Genomic DNA, 17,640 nt, shown 5'->3' on the forward strand with positions numbered 1-17,640 from the left:
GTTCCGTGTATTAATGTTGAGCCAACGGCTGACGGGATGATTATTTCCCGTCGTTCAAGTGACAGGCGCTCATATGGTTAATGGCGATGCCTTTGAGCGTCGGGACTTCGGTTTTGCAGCGAGGCATCGCATGCGGACATCGCGGATGAAAATGACAGCCGGAGGGCGGATTCAGCGGACTGGGAATTTCGCCCTGGATGGCGGTAAAGGTTTTATGGCGCGCGTTCATGCGCGGGATTTCGGCCAGCAGCGCCTGGGTGTAGGGATGGTTCGCACGGCGAAAGACGTCTTCGGCCGGCGCGCTTTCGACGACGCGTCCCAGGTACATGATGACGACACGATCGGACAGATGTTCTACTACGCCCAGATCGTGGCTGATGAACAGATAGGTCAGGTTGAGTTCTTCACGCAGATCCATGAACAGGTTCAGGATCTGTGCCTGGATCGAGACATCCAGCGCCGCGACGGCTTCGTCGCAGATCAGCATCGAGGGCTGCACGGCGAGGGCGCGTGCGATGCCGATGCGTTGGCGTTGACCGCCGCTGAATTGGTGCGGATAGCGTTGACGCAACGCGGGGTCCAGTCCAGCACGCTGCATTTGCGCACTGACATAGTCATCCATCTCTGCGCGGCTGGTCAGTCCGTGGATCAGGGCTGCTTCGCCGACGATCTGGTCTACGCGCAGGCGCGGGTTCAGGCTGGCATATGGATCCTGAAAAATCAGCTGAGCTTTCAGGCGCGCGCGGTGGGCCTGTTGGGCATTCATCTGATGACGCGGCATACCATCAAACCAGACCTCGCCGGCGGACGGCGGCATCAGCCCAGCTGCCATGCGGCCCAGCGTGGATTTACCGCAGCCGGACTCGCCAACCAGGCCGACGACTTCGCCGGGACGCACGATCAGATCGACACCATCGACGGCATGCGTGATGGACGGCGGGCGCGATAGACGCAGTTGTTGCAGTACGCGTTCGGTTTTCCCGATCTTGCGTTCGCCAAAGCGTTTGCTGACTTGGCGCAGTTCAATCATCGGCGTCTGTGCGGAGGAGGCCGTATTCATGCGACCTCCGCAGCGGTGAGGGTTGGGTAAAAACAGCGCACCAGGCGTTCCGAAACGGGTTGAGTCAATTCAGGGCGTTCACTACAGGCCGAGCCCGCACGCGGGCAGCGGGCCGCGAATGCACAGCCGGCGGGCAGGTCCAGCAGATTCGGCGTCATGCCGGGGATCTGGCGCAGCCGCTGGCCACGCAGATTGTTGCCCGGCAAACTGCCGATCAATCCGGCGGTATAGGGATGCAGCGGGGCGTCGAGCACATCGTCAACACGTCCGTGTTCGACAATGCGCCCGGCATACATGACTGCGACCTCATCCGCCAGGCCGGCGACCACCGACAGGTCATGGGTGATCCAGATCAGGCTCGTGCCGTGCAGGCGCGCGAGCTTTTGCACCTCTGACAGAATCTGGGCCTGAATGGTGACGTCGAGCGCGGTAGTGGGCTCGTCCGCGATGATCAGGTCAGGACGATGCAGCAGCGCAATCGCAATGGCGACGCGTTGGCGCATGCCGCCCGACAATTGATGCGGATAGGCCCGCAGCCGGTCTTCCGGGCTGGGAATTCCCATCATGCCCAGCGTGTCGCGCGCCAGTTCGCGCGCTTGCGCCTTGGACATGTTGTTGTGGGCACGTACCGCCTCGATCATTTGTGCATCGACCCGCAGGACCGGGTTGAGCGTCATCATCGGATCTTGAAAAATCATCGCGATACGATTGCCCTGCAGCTTGCGCAACTCGCGTGGCGACAGCTGGGTCAGATCACGTCCCTGGAACAAAATCTCGCCGCCCACGATGCGGCCCGGGGCGTCCACGAGCCCCATGATCGAGAAACCCGTGACGGATTTGCCTGATCCGGATTCGCCAACCAGGCCGAGGATGCGGCCACGTTCCAATTTGAACGAGACGCCATCGACAGCAGGCAAGACACCCGCGCGGGTGAAAAAATGTGTGCGTAGATCACGCACTTCCAAGGTGGCCGGGCCACCAGCAGAGTGGTGCGCAGCCGTCATTTGTGGGTCCTCGGATTCAACACATCGCGCAGGCGGTCACCGACCAGATTGATGGCCACGATAGTGATCAGCAAGGCAATGCCAGGATAAAAACTAATCCAATAGTCACCAGACAGCATGTATTGGAAACCAGTCGAAATCAGCAGGCCCAGCGAGGGCTCCGTGACGGGAACGCCCAGGCCCAGAAAGCTGAGTGTGGCCTCCAGCGTGATGGCGCGCGCAATTTGCAAAGTGCCGATCACAATCAGCGGCGGCAGACAGTTGGGCAGGATGTGCTTGATCATGATGCGCCAACTGGGGATGTCCAGGCAGCGCGCAGCCTCGACGTATTCGCGGCGACGCTCGACCAGCGCCTGTCCGCGTGCGGTGCGCGCATAGTAGGCCCATTCCAAGATCACCAGGGTCAACACCACGTTGCTGACGCCTTTACCCAGGTAGGCCAGGATCATCATGGCCACCAGGATCGAGGGGAATGACAGCAACAGGTCGACGACGCGCATGATCAGCGTATCGACGCGTCCACCTGCGTACGCAGCCAGCAGGCCAAGCAGGGTGCCGAGTATGCCCGCTATCAATGCCGAGCCTATGCCCACCATCAGACTGATGCGCAGCCCGTACAAAATGCCGGAATACAAATCCCGGCCTTGGCCGTCCGTACCCAGCAAATAGGTAAAGGTGCCCATGCCGTTTTCCGAACCGGGCGGCAGGCGCGCATCCAGCACGTCGAGTTGCAGGAGGTCGTAGGGATTTTGTGGCGTAATCCACGGGGCCAGGATCGCGGCCAGGATCAGCAGGGTCGCAACGACCAGGCCGAATACCGCGATCTTGGACGAGAAAAACTCTGCCAGATTGCGGCGCCATGGCGATTCTTGACGCAAGGGGGCGATAGCCGTGCTCATTGCGCAGCCTCCGCGTCGAGGCGAACTCGAGGATCCAACAGCTTGTACAAAATATCGACGATTAAATTCAGGGTGACAAACAGGCAGACAATCACGACCAGATACGACACGATCACGGGACGGTCCAATGCATTGATGCTGTCCAGAATCAGTTTTCCAGCGCCGGGCCACGAGAAAATACTTTCCGTCACGACAGCGAATGCAATGGTCGACCCTAGCTCCAGGCCCAGCACGGTGACCAAGGGGATGAGCGTATTGCGCAGCACGTGCACACAGACCACGCGCACCGGTGACAGGCCTTTGGCGCGGGCGAATTTTACGTGGTCCAGCGGCAGCACCTCGCGTACGCCGGCACGAGTCAGGCGAATGACGAGGGAAATTTTGAACAGCGACAGATTGACCGCGGGCAGAATCAGATGGCGCAGCCCGTCGGCAGTGAGCCAGGACCATTGAGCGCCCAGAAATTCCACCGTACTGCCGCGGCCGCTCGCCGGCAGCCAGCCCAGCGAAACGCTGAACGCCATGATCAACATCAGGCCGACCCAAAAGGTCGGCAAGGAAAAACCGACGATGCTGCCTGCCATCAGAAAACGCGAGATCGGGTTTTCGGGATACAGGCCCGCGAACAAACCGAGCGGCACGCCGATCACGACGGCCAGAAAAAGCGCCGCAAATGCCAGCTCCAAGGTCGCCGGCATACGGTCCAGAATCAATTCAATGGCCGGGATGTTATAGACAAAGCTATTGCCCAGATTGCCGTGCAGGGCGCCACTCAAAAAGCTCAGATACTGACGCCAGAGAGGTTGATCCAGCCCCATCTGCGCAATGATGCGTGCGCGCTCGACCTGATCGACATCCTGGCCAATCAGGATATCGATCGGGTTGCCGATGGCATGCAGGCCGACAAAGACGATCAACGTCATCAACAGCACGACCACCAACGCCTGGGCCAGGCGGCGAAAAAGCCAGACAATCATTGAACCGGCTCCTGTACGCCTGGGGCAGGCACCCATTCGTCGCCAAAGACTTCAGGCTCGGCGTACGCCTGGATATTGGCGTAATGCGTTTCGACGTCTTCGCGATAAAACAGTCCCGCCATGCCTTGTGCGAGCCGTTTGGCGCCGTCGCTGATCGCGGGGATATCGCCCGATACGGTACCGTGGGTCAATGCAGCCGGATACGAAAAACAATGCACGCGGTCCAGGCCGGGACAGCCGCCGGGTGTTTTTTCTTGCAACTCGAACGCCGCACCCAAGTCGGGGGAGTCGGTGAGTTCCTGGTCTTCTTGTCCCGCTGCCGGGGTGTAACGATCGCCCCAGGCACGGACGTGCGGCGCCAGTGCGGCGAATTCCGGACGCACGGTCCAGTCGATACGAAAGCCCGTCGAGCACACGAGGAAATCCAGTACGAACACGCCTTTGGGCGTGGTGACATGGATCTCGTCGCCGACCATCGCGACGTCCAGAATCGGACAGCTCAGATTGAAGCGGGCATTCGGATGACGCGAGACACGCAGTGTGCTGCCGCGAGGCGGCGGCACTTGTTGCGTATTGATGTAGTGGCGGATACGCCATTTCCATTCGTCGGGCAAACTCAGGTGTCCGTGGACCAGGCCGGCATTGCCGGAACCTTTGCCCTTGTTCACGCGCGGAATGTCATCGCGGCGAATCAACAGATCGACGCTGGCCGCGCCGGCCTCCAGGGCAGTCGCTGCGCTATCCATGGCCGAGGCGCCCGCGCCGATCACGCCGACGCGCTTGCCCGCGAGAGCGGTGTAGTCAGTCGTATCCGATGAATGCGCCCAACGGTCGCGTGGCAGTTTGTGAGCAAAGGCCGGCACATACGCGCCGCCCAGGCCATCACGCCCAGTGGCCAGCACGACACGGCGTGCCAGTACTGTTTGCGGTCCAGCAGGCGAGGCGATGTCCAATTGCACGACGCCATCCGCGCGGGGACGCACAGCCTGCACGTGATGCTGATTGCGGATATCCAGTCCCAGCACGCGACGGTACCAACGCAGATAATCCATCCATTGCAGACGGGGAATCTTGTCCAGGGCCTCCCAGGCCTCGGCACCGAACTGAGCCTCGAACCAGGCGCGGAACGTCAGGGCAGGCAAGCCGAGCGCGGGGCCGGTGAGTTGCTTGGGGGAACGCAGCGTTTCCATACGCGCCGTGGTGGCCCAGGGGCCTTCGTATCCTTCGGGGGCGCGATCAAAAATCGGTGCGTCGATTCCGACATGATTCAACGCCGCCGATGCAGCCATACCCGCCATTCCGCCACCGATGATCGCCACATCCAAGACGGATTGGCCGTCGATAGTGCGCGAAGGCATCCACCGTTTGGCAGGAAGCTCTAACCAGGCCAGGTCTTGGCGCAGGCGCGCCTCCAATGCGGCGAGGCCCAGTTGTGGGCTGTCGACAGAGAGAGTCATGAGAGTCATGATGCAGAAGAATCCATAACAGGAGTGGTTTCGCCGTAGATCGAATGCAGCAATGCGCCATGCTCGCTCGCCTCGTGACGCACAAAACCGGGCAATAGCTGCGCAGCGGTTTCGGCCAAGGCATCGGCAACTGCCTGCACTGCGGGCAGGGAGGGCTGCGATTGCGGCGTGATCACGCCGAAGAAAAACGGGATGTCGATATCCAGCGTCCGGATCGCCACGCCATCGACGGGCAGGCCGTAGACGGTGATGGGCTCCAGTACCGCCAGACCGAGGCCGGCGCGTACGGCGGCGAGCGCGTTGACGGACGAGTTGGTTTCGATCAGGCCGGGTGCCCTGCGCCCTTGGTTTGCCAAAGCCTGATCCAGACGCCGGCGCAAGCGGTATGGGTTGGCCATGGTAATCAGGCGTCGGCCAATCAGGTCATCGATAGATAAAGACGGTTGCGCAGCCAGCGGATCGTTCGCCGGCAGGGCGACGATACAGGGGGCCTGGCCAATCCAATGCACGGTCAGGCCCCGGTGCTCCAATGGCAAACTGGTCGCGCCGAGTTGCGCTGCGCCGGTCAGCACATCGTGCAGCACGCGTTCGGGCGACATGCTGCGCAGTTGAACGCGAGCGGTGGCTATGCGGCCTTCGATGGATTTCAGTGCGGCAGGCAATAGGCCTGTCGCCAGCGCTGAGGTGGCAGCCAACCGGAGAGGGCGATCATCGCCGCGGGCGATTTCCTCGGCACGTTGGCGGATCTGTTTCAAGCCGACCAGTGCACGTTCGACATCGTCATAAAGCAGGAACCCCTGTTCAGTCGGGGTTACGCGCGGGCCATTGCGGGCAAACAGCGCATAGCCGACTTCGGCCTCCAGCTCCTGGATCGAACGGGTGATGACCGGCTGCGAACGGCCGAGCAGACGCCCGGCAGCGGTCACGCTACCGGTAGACATGACGGCCGCAAAGGCCTCCAGTTGCCGTAATTCCATCGTTTTGCTTTATGCCAAAACAGAATTTTGAAGCCATCAGTATGCGACATACAAATAATTAAATGGCATAAGCAAATTCCCTAATGCGGGTTTTCTCCTGCTTGTTAATAATTTCTCGTTATATTAGGGGCTTGCGCCACTTCTTCTATGTGGCCTGTCGTCCACCGTTGGGTTTTGGGGTAAGGCTCGCAGGCGGCAAACGCTAGATATAACGTCTCTCTTCTGAATGGTTACACTCAATTGTCCAGACCAGGAGGCCAAATGAAAAAGATCGGAATCGCCGTTGCCGCACTAGTTGCGGCCGGATGTTCTAGCCCTGATCGTGATGCAGCGCCCGTAGGCATGCCGAACCCGGCTTCTGCTTATTGCATTGAGCTCGGCGGCAAGCTGACGATCGAAGACCGGCAGGGCGGACAGGTTGGTATCTGCACGCTGCCGGATGGGAAAACGATCGAAGAATGGGAGCTATATCGACGGGACCATCCGCGCCCGTAATGCACGGACAGCGGTATATCAGTCTGCGTCTGCTTTAGCGCCGAACGCCATTTGCATGGCGTACTGCCGCACGTCGCTCGGCCACGCAGAGGCGTGCTGCGTGAATTGGGCCTGGTCATGGGCGAACAACGCCCGTGTGGCTTCTTCGAAGCCAGACAGATTGCCAGCCATGGACGACATGAAACGGTAGGCGGCTTCTTGTTGTTGGCGTTGCTGTGTCGCACCCCCGTCAGCGTGGCGGGCCTGATCGACCAGTTTGCGCAGCGCTACCGACGCACCGCCCGGTTGCTGTGCGAGCCATTCCCAATGACGTGGCAGCAAGGTGACCTCTCTCGATACGACCCCGAGTTTGGGGCGTCCACGTCCGCGCGCCGCTGCCGCTTCAGCGGGAGAAGGCGCATGAGATTCAGTGGCGGGCGAGGGCGGGGCCAGCCGCGCCATGATTTCACCGTTACTGCCGCGTAGATCCACGTCCACGACCTGACCCGTCGCGTCGTTATAGATCAGTACCGGCCCGGTGGCCTGCTCGTCATGAGCGCGGCGAGCGGCGACCGCGACCTCGGGCAGGGGGCCAGACGCAATGCGTCGATGGCCATCAAAGGCGGTGCAGGTTGCCACAGTATTGGCCACAACGTTGGTTACCGTATTCATACGTTCTCCTTCCGTCTAGTGGCTTAATTATTAGCCGGGTAAAATTAATAATCAATATTACCCGGGTTAAATATTGCAACTAGAAATTTAGCTATCGACTAGGGAAACCCCCTAGTAAAAAACTGTCTAGCGCGTATAATCTTGCTTTGCGCCCGGAGTTCCCCATGCGTCTCGTTCAAAAAGCGCTCACCTTCGACGATGTGTTGTTGGTGCCTGCGTATTCCGAGGTGTTGCCGCGCGACACCTCTCTGATCACCAGCCTTACTCGCAAAATCAAACTGAATATCCCGCTGGTGTCCGCTGCCATGGACACCGTCACTGAGTCGCGCCTGGCGATTGCCATGGCCCAAGAGGGCGGCATCGGGATCATTCACAAAAACCTGTCTGCTGACGAACAAGCCAAAGAGGTCGCGCGCGTCAAACGCCACGAATTCGGCATCGTCATTGACCCCGTCACCGTCACCTCCGACATGAAAGTCCGGGACGCCATCAGTCTGCAACGTCAGCATGGCATCTCGGGTCTGCCGGTCGTCGAGGGCAAAAAGTTGGTAGGCATTGTCACCAACCGTGACCTTCGTTTCGAAGACCGCCTGGACCAGCCGCTGCGTAACATCATGACGCCGCAGGAACGCCTGGTTACCATGCAAGAGGGCGCCACGCTGGACGAGGCTCAGGCCCTGATGCACAAGCACCGCCTCGAACGCGTGCTGATCGTCAACGACGCCTTTGAGCTGCGTGGCCTGGCCACCGTCAAAGACATCGTCAAAAACACCGAACACCCCGTTGCCAACAAAGACAGCCAGGGCCAATTGCGTGTGGGCGCTGCCGTAGGCGTGGGCGATGGTACCGAAGAGCGCGTGGAAAAGCTTGCTGCTGCTGGCGTTGACGTCATCATCGTCGATACCGCGCACGGTCACTCGCGTGGCGTGCTGGAGCGTGTTCGCTGGGTCAAAGAAAACTTCCCCAAGGTCGAAGTCATCGGCGGCAACATCGCCACCGCCGCGGCTGCGCGCGCGTTGGTTGATCATGGCGCTGACGGTGTCAAGGTCGGTATCGGCCCGGGCTCTATCTGCACCACACGTATCGTCGCAGGTGTTGGTGTGCCACAAATCACGGCCATCGCCGATGTGGCCAGTGCCCTCGAGGGCACTGGCGTGCCGTTGATCGCCGACGGTGGTATCCGTTACTCGGGCGACATCGCCAAGGCCCTGTCCGCCGGTGCATTCGCCTGCATGATGGGCGGCATGTTCGCCGGCACCGAAGAAGCCCCCGGCGAAGTCGTCCTGTTCCAGGGCCGTTCGTACAAGTCATACCGTGGCATGGGCAGCCTTGGCGCCATGTCCGATGGTTCGGCCGACCGCTATTTCCAGGATCCGGCCAACAACGCCGACAAGCTCGTCCCCGAAGGCATCGAAGGCCGCGTCCCCTACAAGGGCAGTGTCCTGGCCATCATCTACCAATTGGTGGGTGGTATCCGTGCCTCGATGGGCTATTGCGGCTGCGCCACTATCGACGACATGCGCACCAAAACGCAATTCGTCGAGATCACCTCGGCAGGGGTACGTGAATCCCACGTCCACGACGTGCAGATCACCAAAGAGGCCCCCAACTACCGCGCCGACTGATCGAGTCAGTACAATGCAATGCATCGCGCACCGGCAGAACTCCCGCGGTTCTGGCCGGTGCGCTTTTATTTCCAACCGGCAGAGTCTCCATGCACCAGCGCATCCTTATTCTTGACTACGGTTCGCAAGTCACCCAACTGATCGCCCGCCGCGTTCGCGAGGCAGGTGTCTATTCCGAAATCCATCCCGGCGATGTCGACGACGCCTTTGTGCGTGAGCAGGCTGCACAGGGCCTGAAAGGCATCATCCTGTCGGGCAGCCACGCTTCGGCCTACGACGAAGGTTCGTTGACCGTTCCTCCGGCCGTCTTCGAATTGGGCCTGCCGGTGCTGGGCATTTGCTACGGCATGCAGTCCATGGCCATGCAACTGGGCGGTAAAGTCAGCTTTTCCGACCATCGCGAATTCGGCTATGCCGAGGTTCGCGCCCATGGCCATACCCAGCTGTTGAACGGCCTGGCCGATTTCACCACGCCCGAAGGCCACGGCATGCTGAAGGTCTGGATGAGCCACGGTGACAAAGTCACCGAGCTGCCCCCGGGCTTCAAACTGATGGCCTCGACCCCGTCCTGCCCGATCGCTGGCATGGCCGACGAAGACCGCAAGTTCTACGCCGTGCAGTTCCACCCCGAAGTCACGCATACCGTCCAGGGCAAGGCCATGTTGGCCCGCTTTGTGAACGACATCTGCGGTTGCCAGGGTGACTGGAATATGCCCGACTACGTGGCAGAGGCTGTCGCGCGCATTCGCGAACAAGTCGGCAGCGACGAAGTCATCCTGGGCCTGTCGGGTGGCGTGGATTCCTCAGTGGCCGCCGCCCTGATCCACAAAGCCATCGGCGACCAGCTGACCTGCGTATTCGTCGATCACGGCTTGTTGCGTCTGGACGAGGGCAAACAGGTCATGAAGACCTTTGCCGAAAACATGGGCGTGAAAATCGTCCATATCGACGCGACCGAGCAGTTCATGAGCAAACTGGCCGGCCAAGCCGACCCCGAAGCCAAACGCAAAATCATCGGCCGCGAGTTCGTCGAGGTTTTCCAGACCGAAGCGGGCAAGCTCAAGAACGCCAAATGGCTGGCCCAAGGCACCATCTATCCTGACGTGATCGAATCCGCTGGCGCCAAGACCGGCAAAGCCACTTCGATCAAATCGCACCACAACGTTGGTGGCCTACCCGACACGCTGAATTTGCAGTTGTTGGAACCCTTGCGTGAACTGTTCAAGGACGAAGTCCGCGAACTCGGCGTGGCCCTGGGCCTGCCCCCGCAGATGGTCTATCGTCACCCGTTCCCTGGCCCTGGCCTGGGCGTGCGTATTCTGGGTGAGGTCAAGCAAGAATACGCGGACCTGCTGCGTCGTGCCGACGCGATTTTTATCGAAGAACTGCGCAGCACGATCGATGAGACGAGCGGCAAGAACTGGTACGACCTGACCTCGCAAGCTTTCGCAGTGTTCCTGCCGGTGAAATCGGTAGGCGTGATGGGCGATGGCCGCACGTACGAATACGTTGTCGCGCTGCGCGCAGTACAGACCTTCGACTTCATGACTGCCGACTGGGCACCGCTGCCACATGCATTGCTGGCCAAGGTCTCCTCGCGGATCATTAATGAAGTCCGTGGGCTGAATCGAGTCGTGTACGACGTGTCGAGCAAGCCGCCTGCGACGATCGAGTGGGAGTGAGATCACTTTCTAGCTAATTGATTTCATTCAGCTAAGCGAATGCCATTGATCGTGTATTTTGCACGGTCAATGGCATTTTTTTATCGCGTCTTTATTGAAGGGGGCCGTGTTCACCCGGCTGATACGCCCAGGTTGCAATATTGCCCTTTGAAATACAGCAGCGGCTGCGTGGCAACGGCTTCTTGGCTGTTTAACGCTTTCACTTCACCAATCACAATCAGGTGATCGCCCGCGGTATGTTCGGCGTGAATTTCGCAGTCGAGCCAGTGCAGGCAGCCGGCAATGATCGGATTGCCCAGTGGCGATGGGCGCCATTCGACATCGTGCCACTTCGCCGCGCCTCGTTGAGCGAACTGATTGGAAATCCTGACCTGCGCATTTGACAGGATATTGACCACGAAACGACCTGCTTGGCGAATCTTGGGATAGCTGTACGAACTCGCCATGACGTTGAATGACACCAGCGGTGGATTCATGGACACGCTATGGAACGACTGGCAAGTGAAACCAACCGGCTCGTCATCGACGTACGATGTAATCACCGTGATACCGGATGCGTAGTGCCCGAGCGCTTCGCGAAAGCGCGATGGCTCGATAGCGGTACTAGCAAATGACATATGGATTGGGATTCTGAATGCATGGCCATCGACGATGGCGTCCTGATCGATCCTGCGAATGAGGTGCAGGATCGATGATCGTACTGTGCTGCTTCAGGCCGAGAGTTCTTTCCGGACGATTTCCGCGCCTGCGCTTAACGCCTGCAGCTTGCCTCTCGCGACGCCACGAGGCAAGGGGGCCATGCCGCAGTTGGTCGAAGGATAGAGTTTGTCGGCATCGACAAACTGAAGCGCTTTGCGCAGGGTGTTGGCGACTTCCTCGGGGGTTTCAATGGTGTTGGTTGCGACGTCAATCGCTCCGACCATCACTTTTTTACCTCGAATGAGCTCAATCAGATCCATGGGCACATGCGAGTTCTGGCATTCCAGCGAGACGATATCGATACCGGATTTTTGCAGCTTGGGGAAAGACTCTTCATACTGCAGCCACTCTGACCCCAGCGTCTTTTTCCAATCGGTATTGGCTTTGATCCCGTAACCGTAGCAGATATGTACGGCCGTTTCGCATTTAAGCCCTTCAATTGCTTTTTCTAACGTGGCAACGCCCCAATCATTCACCTCATCAAAGAAAACATTGAATGCGGGCTCATCGAATTGGATGATGTCGACGCCGGCTGCTTCGAGCTCTTTGGCTTCTTGATTGAGAATCTTGGCGAATTCCCAAGCTAGTTTTTCGCGGCTCTTGTAGTGGCTATCGTAGAGCGTATCAATCATGGTCATAGGACCTGGCAGCGCCCACTTGATGGGTTGCTTGGTCTGCTGACGTAAAAACTTGGCGTCTTCGACAAAGACTGGCTTTTGACGAGAAACCGCGCCAACAACAGTCGGTACGCTGGCATCATAGCGATCGCGAATTCTGACGGTCTCGCGTTTCTCAAAATCAACGCCGCTCAGGTGCTCAATGAATGTGGTGACGAAGTGCTGGCGCGATTGCTCACCATCGCTGACGATATCGATCCCTGCGTGTTCTTGCTCGTGCAATGACAAACGCAAAGCATCTTGCTTGCCCTCAATCAACGCTTCGTCGTGCAGTTTCCACGGTGACCAGAGTGTCTCAGGTTGAGCCAGCCAGGACGGTTTGGGCAAGCTGCCAGCAGTGGAGGTGGGGAGCAATTTTTTCATGATAGGTAGCCTTTTATTAGGGCAAATCAAAGCGCGTAATTAGCCGCGGACCATTGCTCGAGAATGGTTCCGTAGGGTTTGATGAAATGCTCATCAACGAATTTCCCCTGCTCAACAGCCAGCCGGCTGCGCTCTTCTCGATCGTAAACAATGCGAGTCAGTGAATAATCCTGATGCTTCAAGCTTGGCTGGTAGGATTTTCCTGCGGCTGAATTCGCGTTGTAAATTTCAGGGCGATAAATCTTTTGGAAAGTGTCCATCGTGCTGATGGTGCTGATGAGCTCAAGATTGGTGTAATCACTGAGTAAATCGCCTGAAAAATAAAAAGCCAAAGGCGCAGCACTATTTGGGGGCATGAAATAGCGAACCTTCAGCCCCATCTTGTTGAAATAGTCATCCGTCAGGGAATACGCATCCTGCTGATATTCAACGCCCAGCACAGGATGCTGGTTTTCAGTCCGAATATAGGTCTTGCTGCTCGAAACACTCAGGCATATGACAGGCGGCTTATTGAAATTCTCTTTATAAGTGTTCGAATTGACAAAGGCCTTGAACAGTTTGCCATGCAGCTCGCCAAAGTTATCTGGCGTGCTGAATTTCGGCTGATTCTCATTGTGCTGCAGGAGCAGCACGCTAAAGTCATAATCTCGCACGTAAGAGGAAAAATTATTTCCTACCATGCCCTCGATACGTTCGTTGGTCTTTCGATCAACAACGCTTGCTTTCAATAGCTCGATCAGGGGAAGGGCGCTGTCAGTGCTTGCCGCATCAATGCTCATTTCAACGGAAATGATGTCAAGCTCGACTGTATAGCGATCGCCTTTTGGATTATCCCAATGCGCCAAAGCATTGAACCGATTGTCAATCATCCTCAAGGTGTTGCGCAGGTTCTCTTGGCGACTATCCCCTCTGGCCAGATTGGCAAAGTTGGTCGTGATGCGTGTGTTATCTGCTGGATGATAATCTTCGTCGAAACAAATGCTCTTAATGGTAAATTTAAAATCTTTATTCATCGCAATCTGGCGTCCTGAATCCTGAGGTGAGACCTCGGCTTTATTTCTTTGCCAGACCGTTTCGGTTTTATTTACTGGCTTTATCACTCAGCAGTTTGTATATTTTCTGCAATCAAGAGCAGCGCGTATTTTATGCTGTGCATTGAGCTAATAAAAATGAAATGATTTCATTTCAGTATTAGTCATGCTCATGATGCGATGCGCAGAAGGACTTCGATCAGTTGCTCGCGCTCGTTGCTGATGAGCCAGATTTCGATGCGTTGGCGGCTCGGATTCAGCAATACATCAACGCAATATCAGACGGGCCGTCACGCTATTAAATGGCGAAGTCGACTTCTTCTTCGAGCCTCGCAATCTGGTAGCTCACGGCGGATTGAGCTACATGCACCATGGCGATTTTGCTGTTCGTGCCGCTGACGGCATGGGTGGTACATGCGCTCTTCGGACGGGGCGGTTTGCACTATCGCGCATGGGTATTCCTGATAGGGTGGGGGATCACGCTACACCTCATCCTGGCGGGCTCGCTTGTCCCGCTCATGACCGGCTGGATAAGCACGGCCACGCTCGCGATTGTTATCCAGGTGATAAAACGCCGGACTGCTTATCGTCGTACCTTGGTTGGCCGAACGCTGGCGCGGGGCTTTCTGATCCGCCCAGCGGGATCGTGAGAACATCGGCAATTACCCCTGCGCGATCTCCTGAGCAAAGACAGCGGCTGCCTGTTGCGCCACTTCTGCCACATTCAGGCTCATCGCCAGCTTGCATTCATTCAACTCTTCCAAGGCGAACCACTTTGCCTCGAGCGCGTCATCGCCGCCTACCGGTACCCCGGATTGCCACTTGCAGAGCACTGCAATTAGCACGAAATGCTGATGGAGCTCGCCTTTGTCGTCACGGCCGAAGACATCGACAGCCGTAAAGACACGGTGCGCTTCGGCGCGTACACCGGTCTCTTCCAACAGTTCGCGAACGGCGGCGGCTTTGATGGTTTCGCCGATTTTAATTTTTCCGCCGGGGAAACCCCAGCAACCGGCGTCGGGTGGATTGGCCCGGCGCACCAGCAGGATTTTTTCATCGTGGAATACGGCCGCGATGGTCGCTGCGATGGGTCGGGATACCGGCCGCGCAGAAGGCGATGGATAGCTGCTATCTGACATAGTGGCCTCGCATAATGAGACAAGCAAAGAGGCAAAGCATCAGGCCGCTGGCAATCGAGGCGTCGCAGATCAGGCGACGGCTCTATGGTTGCCAGCAGATGGGCCATCAACGTTCGGTATCAGACGGCCGCGGGGGCAATTTTCTCAGAGTCAATAGCATACCGTAGCATGGCCTCACGGATCTTTGCACGAGGCAGCCATCCCTCGTCAACGCACGCCTTGATCGCGGCCAGGACGATGAACGTTCGATCCACCTCGAAGAAAGCACGCAGTGACTCGCGGGTATCCGAGCGGCCGAAACCGTCCGTGCCGAGACTGATAAAGCCGCGATCCTTGACGAAGGGGCGGATCTGGTCGCCGACGATCTTCATATAGTCGGTTGCGACCACGACAGGACCGATACGGCCTTGCAGACACTGCTGAACATACGGAATGCGCGGCTCGTCTTCCGGATGCAGCATATTCCAACGCTCAGCGGCCATGCCATCACGGCGCAGCTCAGTCAGGCTTGTCGCGCTCCAGACATCGCTGGAAATGCCGAAGTCCTGTTCCAGCAGTTCACCCGCAGCAATGACTTCGCGCAGAATCGCGCCGCTACCTATCAGTTGTACATGCGGCTTGCCAGATGGCTCTGACGCGGGGGCCTGCTTTTTGCCGTCGCGCAATAGGTAAAGCCCTCTGAGAATGCCGGCCTCGCTTTCCGGTGGCAGGGCGGGGTTCGGATAGTTCTCGTTGAGCAAGGTGATGTAGTAGTAGATATCCTCCTGTTCTGCATACATGCGGCGCAAGCCGTCCTGGATGATGACTGCCAGTTCGTAGGCAAAGGTAGGGTCATAGGAAACGCAATTCGGTATCACCGACGAGAGTACGTGGCTATGGCCATCATCGTGCTGCAAGCCTTCTCCCATGAGCGTAGTACGGCCCGATGTGGCGCCCAGCAGGAACCCTCGCGTGCGTGCGTCGCCCGCCGCCCACGCCAAATCCCCCACGCGTTGCAGGCCGAACATGGAATAGAAGATATAAAACGGGATGGCCGCCAAGCCATGATTGCTATAGGCCGTTCCCGCAGCGATCCATGACGCAATCGCACCGGATTCATTAATGCCTTCTTGCAGGATTTGACCGTCTTTGGCTTCTTTGTAGTAGCTTAGCTGGCCGGCGTCCTGTGGGGTATAGAGTTGTCCTACGTACGAATGGATGCCGATCTGGCGAAACAGGCCTTCCATGCCGAAAGTGCGCGATTCGTCGGGCACGATGGGAACGACGAGCTTGCCCAGATGAGGGTCTTTGAGCAGCGTGGTCAGGATGCGGACGAACGACATGGTGGTCGAAACACCGCGTTCACCGCTATCTTTCAATTGTGTGGCAAAAGCGCTGAGCGGCGGAACCTGCAGCGGGGTAATCCGGCTGATACGGGCTGGCACATGACCGCCGAGTGCGGCTCGGCGCCGCGCGAAATAGCGTGCTTCCTCGCTGTCGGGCGCAGGCTTCAGATAGGGCATATCCTCGAGCCGGTCGTCGGGCACCGGCAGCGAGAATCGATCACGGAACGCGCGCACGGCGTCAGCGCTCATCTTCTTGAGCTGATGGTTGACGTTCTGGCCTTCGCCGGCCTCGCCCATGCCGAAGCCCTTGACCGTTTTGGCCAGAACGACCGTTGGACGGCCTTTCGTGCTGACCGCCTGTGCGTAGGCGGCATGTACTTTCTCCGGATCATGGCCCCCACGTGTCAACGCCCAGATTTCATCGTCCGACAGATGCGCGACCAACTCCAGCAGCTGCGGGTACTTGCCGAAGAAATGCTCGCGCACATAGGCGCCGTTCTGCGATTTGAACGTCTGGTACTCACCGTCGACGCATTCCATCATGCGTTGACGCAGCAACCCGCTGGTATCGCGCTTGAGCAGATCGTCCCAACCGCTGCCCCACAACACCTTGACGATGTTCCAGCCCGCTGCCCGGAAGGTGCCCTCGAGTTCTTGAACGATCTTGCTGTTGCCTCGTACTGGGCCGTCCAAACGTTGCAGATTGCAGTTGACGACAAAGATCAGATTGTCGAGTCGCTCCCGTCCGGCGACCGAGATAGCTGCCAGCGACTCGGGCTGATCCATCTCGCCGTCGCCAAGAAAGGCCCACACTTTGCGGCCTTGATGCTCCAGCAGCCCGCGGTATTCGAGATACCGCATGAATCGCGCCTGGTAGGCAGCCGTCATCGGCCCCAATCCCATCGACACAGTGGGGAATTGCCAGAAATCTGGCATCAGGCGCGGGTGGGGATACGAGGATAGGCCGTCGCGCCCGGCCTCCCGACGGAAATTATCCAGTTGCTCTTCGGTGATGCGTCCTTCCAGATAGGCGCGTGCATAAATGCCGGGTGCGGAGTGTCCCTGTATGTAAACCATATCGCCGCCGAAAGTCTCGGTGCGGCCCCGGAAAAAATGATTGAAGCCTACGTCATAGAGCACGGCGGCTGACTGGTACGTGGCGATGTGTCCGCCGACATTGGAATGCTTGCCGGCGCGCAGCACCATGACCATTGCGTTCCAGCGGATGTAGGCGTTCAATTGGCGTTCGATGTCGAGATCGCCAGGATAGGCAAGTTGCCGGTCTTTCGGGATGCTATTGACGTAGGCGCTGGTGACACGCTCATGCAGGTCGCCATGTCTGGATGCATCGAATTCAGTGAGCTGGTCGATCAGATAGTGGGTGCGGGAGCGGCCCTCGACTGCCTCTACAGCCTCCAGCGCTTGCAGCCATTCTTGAGTTTCCAGCGGGTCGACGTCGACCAAGGCGGGGGCGGGATTCATATTGGGGCTCCAGAAAAAACAACGTGTTAAAGCGGTGCCGGCGCTGGCCAGCCTGGTGTGGCGCAGACATCGATTGATGACCTATGAG

The 17,640-nt window shown here is 58.2% G+C and carries 16 protein-coding genes; 4 read left to right on the forward strand and 12 right to left on the reverse strand.

All coding sequences use genetic code 11. From position 1 onward, the window contains the following. Positions 1-40 precede the first annotated feature (40 nt). The 6 genes from ACNA0J_RS07080 to ACNA0J_RS07105 are packed head-to-tail and all read right to left on the reverse strand — an operon-like array spanning position 41 to position 6,383. Positions 41-1,060, reverse strand: a complete 1,020-nt coding sequence (locus tag ACNA0J_RS07080) for an ABC transporter ATP-binding protein (RefSeq protein WP_415817841.1) — start codon at positions 1,058-1,060, stop codon at positions 41-43. After that, the gene (locus ACNA0J_RS07085) at positions 1,057-2,064 is read right to left on the reverse strand and encodes an ABC transporter ATP-binding protein (RefSeq protein WP_415817843.1); all 1,008 of its coding nucleotides are present in this window, start codon (positions 2,062-2,064) and stop codon (positions 1,057-1,059) included. The genes ACNA0J_RS07080 and ACNA0J_RS07085 overlap by 4 nt, the downstream gene beginning before the upstream one ends. Beyond that, complete coding sequence (locus ACNA0J_RS07090; protein ID WP_415817845.1) at positions 2,061-2,963, reverse strand: ABC transporter permease; 903 nt, start codon at positions 2,961-2,963, stop codon at positions 2,061-2,063. The genes ACNA0J_RS07085 and ACNA0J_RS07090 overlap by 4 nt, the downstream gene beginning before the upstream one ends. Further along, complete coding sequence (locus ACNA0J_RS07095) at positions 2,960-3,940, reverse strand: ABC transporter permease (protein ID WP_415817847.1); 981 nt, start codon at positions 3,938-3,940, stop codon at positions 2,960-2,962. Before ACNA0J_RS07095 ends, ACNA0J_RS07090 begins: the two co-directional genes overlap by 4 nt. Beyond that, positions 3,937-5,406 carry an NAD(P)-binding domain-containing protein gene (locus ACNA0J_RS07100; RefSeq protein ID WP_415817849.1) on the reverse strand — a complete coding sequence of 490 codons (1,470 nt, stop codon included), beginning with the start codon at positions 5,404-5,406 and terminating at the stop codon, positions 3,937-3,939. Before ACNA0J_RS07100 ends, ACNA0J_RS07095 begins: the two co-directional genes overlap by 4 nt. Continuing rightward, the gene (locus ACNA0J_RS07105; protein ID WP_415817851.1) at positions 5,403-6,383 is read right to left on the reverse strand and encodes a LysR family transcriptional regulator; all 981 of its coding nucleotides are present in this window, start codon (positions 6,381-6,383) and stop codon (positions 5,403-5,405) included. The genes ACNA0J_RS07100 and ACNA0J_RS07105 overlap by 4 nt, the downstream gene beginning before the upstream one ends. A gap of 261 nt (positions 6,384-6,644) precedes the next feature. Between ACNA0J_RS07105 and ACNA0J_RS07110 the strand changes: the two genes are divergently transcribed. Continuing rightward, positions 6,645-6,878 carry a putative hemolysin gene (locus tag ACNA0J_RS07110; RefSeq protein ID WP_415817853.1) on the forward strand — a complete coding sequence of 78 codons (234 nt, stop codon included), beginning with the start codon at positions 6,645-6,647 and terminating at the stop codon, positions 6,876-6,878. 18 nt (positions 6,879-6,896) lie between these two features. Here the strand turns inward: ACNA0J_RS07110 and ACNA0J_RS07115 are convergent, their stop codons facing one another. Beyond that, on the reverse strand, positions 6,897-7,529 hold the full coding sequence (locus ACNA0J_RS07115; RefSeq protein ID WP_415817855.1) for a DUF2239 family protein: 633 nt from the start codon (positions 7,527-7,529) through the stop codon (positions 6,897-6,899). Positions 7,530-7,693: 164 nt separating this feature from the next. Between ACNA0J_RS07115 and guaB the strand changes: the two genes are divergently transcribed. Both guaB and guaA read left to right on the forward strand, forming a co-directional pair. After that, a complete protein-coding gene (gene guaB, locus ACNA0J_RS07120; protein WP_415817857.1) occupies positions 7,694-9,154 on the forward strand; it encodes an IMP dehydrogenase in 1,461 nt (486 codons plus the stop codon). An 89-nt stretch (positions 9,155-9,243) separates the two neighbouring features. Further along, on the forward strand, positions 9,244-10,836 hold the full coding sequence (gene guaA, locus ACNA0J_RS07125; protein ID WP_415817860.1) for a glutamine-hydrolyzing GMP synthase: 1,593 nt from the start codon (positions 9,244-9,246) through the stop codon (positions 10,834-10,836). A gap of 110 nt (positions 10,837-10,946) precedes the next feature. Here the strand turns inward: guaA and ACNA0J_RS07130 are convergent, their stop codons facing one another. The 3 genes from ACNA0J_RS07130 to ACNA0J_RS07140 all read right to left on the reverse strand — a co-directional run bounded on the left by ACNA0J_RS07130 (position 10,947) and on the right by ACNA0J_RS07140 (position 13,588). Beyond that, positions 10,947-11,453 (reverse strand): flavin reductase family protein, encoded by a 507-nt coding sequence (locus tag ACNA0J_RS07130; RefSeq protein WP_415817862.1) that lies wholly within the window; start codon positions 11,451-11,453, stop codon positions 10,947-10,949. A 93-nt stretch (positions 11,454-11,546) separates the two neighbouring features. Then, positions 11,547-12,575 (reverse strand): methionine synthase, encoded by a 1,029-nt coding sequence (locus ACNA0J_RS07135; protein WP_415817865.1) that lies wholly within the window; start codon positions 12,573-12,575, stop codon positions 11,547-11,549. 26 nt (positions 12,576-12,601) lie between these two features. After that, complete coding sequence (locus ACNA0J_RS07140; protein WP_415818204.1) at positions 12,602-13,588, reverse strand: DUF1852 domain-containing protein; 987 nt, start codon at positions 13,586-13,588, stop codon at positions 12,602-12,604. A 389-nt stretch (positions 13,589-13,977) separates the two neighbouring features. Between ACNA0J_RS07140 and ACNA0J_RS07145 the strand changes: the two genes are divergently transcribed. Continuing rightward, complete coding sequence (locus tag ACNA0J_RS07145) at positions 13,978-14,256, forward strand: hypothetical protein (RefSeq protein ID WP_415817867.1); 279 nt, start codon at positions 13,978-13,980, stop codon at positions 14,254-14,256. Between the two features lie 12 nt (positions 14,257-14,268). On the opposite strand, the gene ACNA0J_RS07150 is transcribed toward ACNA0J_RS07145, so the two are convergent. Continuing rightward, positions 14,269-14,745 (reverse strand): NUDIX hydrolase, encoded by a 477-nt coding sequence (locus ACNA0J_RS07150; protein WP_415817869.1) that lies wholly within the window; start codon positions 14,743-14,745, stop codon positions 14,269-14,271. A 119-nt stretch (positions 14,746-14,864) separates the two neighbouring features. Beyond that, positions 14,865-17,552, reverse strand: a complete 2,688-nt coding sequence (gene aceE, locus ACNA0J_RS07155) for a pyruvate dehydrogenase (acetyl-transferring), homodimeric type (protein ID WP_415817871.1) — start codon at positions 17,550-17,552, stop codon at positions 14,865-14,867. Between the last annotated feature and the right edge of the window lie 88 nt (positions 17,553-17,640).

Source organism: Bordetella tumbae (assembly GCF_965139195.1).
GTDB lineage: Bacteria > Pseudomonadota > Gammaproteobacteria > Burkholderiales > Burkholderiaceae_B > Bordetella_A > Bordetella_A tumbae.

Coding starts and splice junctions, on each gene's coding strand:
- guaA (WP_415817860.1), top strand. CDS start 9,244: ATGCACCAGCGCATCCTTATTCTTGACTACGGTTCGCAAGTCACCCAA.
- ACNA0J_RS07080 (WP_415817841.1), bottom strand. CDS start 1,060: ATGAATACGGCCTCCTCCGCACAGACGCCGATGATTGAACTGCGCCAA.
- ACNA0J_RS07095 (WP_415817847.1), bottom strand. CDS start 3,940: ATGATTGTCTGGCTTTTTCGCCGCCTGGCCCAGGCGTTGGTGGTCGTG.
- ACNA0J_RS07110 (WP_415817853.1), top strand. CDS start 6,645: ATGAAAAAGATCGGAATCGCCGTTGCCGCACTAGTTGCGGCCGGATGT.
- ACNA0J_RS07150 (WP_415817869.1), bottom strand. CDS start 14,745: ATGTCAGATAGCAGCTATCCATCGCCTTCTGCGCGGCCGGTATCCCGA.
- ACNA0J_RS07115 (WP_415817855.1), bottom strand. CDS start 7,529: ATGAATACGGTAACCAACGTTGTGGCCAATACTGTGGCAACCTGCACC.
- ACNA0J_RS07130 (WP_415817862.1), bottom strand. CDS start 11,453: ATGTCATTTGCTAGTACCGCTATCGAGCCATCGCGCTTTCGCGAAGCG.
- ACNA0J_RS07105 (WP_415817851.1), bottom strand. CDS start 6,383: ATGGAATTACGGCAACTGGAGGCCTTTGCGGCCGTCATGTCTACCGGT.
- ACNA0J_RS07100 (WP_415817849.1), bottom strand. CDS start 5,406: ATGACTCTCATGACTCTCTCTGTCGACAGCCCACAACTGGGCCTCGCC.
- ACNA0J_RS07085 (WP_415817843.1), bottom strand. CDS start 2,064: ATGACGGCTGCGCACCACTCTGCTGGTGGCCCGGCCACCTTGGAAGTG.
- ACNA0J_RS07135 (WP_415817865.1), bottom strand. CDS start 12,575: ATGAAAAAATTGCTCCCCACCTCCACTGCTGGCAGCTTGCCCAAACCG.
- aceE (WP_415817871.1), bottom strand. CDS start 17,552: ATGAATCCCGCCCCCGCCTTGGTCGACGTCGACCCGCTGGAAACTCAA.
- ACNA0J_RS07140 (WP_415818204.1), bottom strand. CDS start 13,588: ATGAATAAAGATTTTAAATTTACCATTAAGAGCATTTGTTTCGACGAA.
- ACNA0J_RS07090 (WP_415817845.1), bottom strand. CDS start 2,963: ATGAGCACGGCTATCGCCCCCTTGCGTCAAGAATCGCCATGGCGCCGC.
- ACNA0J_RS07145 (WP_415817867.1), top strand. CDS start 13,978: ATGGCGATTTTGCTGTTCGTGCCGCTGACGGCATGGGTGGTACATGCG.
- guaB (WP_415817857.1), top strand. CDS start 7,694: ATGCGTCTCGTTCAAAAAGCGCTCACCTTCGACGATGTGTTGTTGGTG.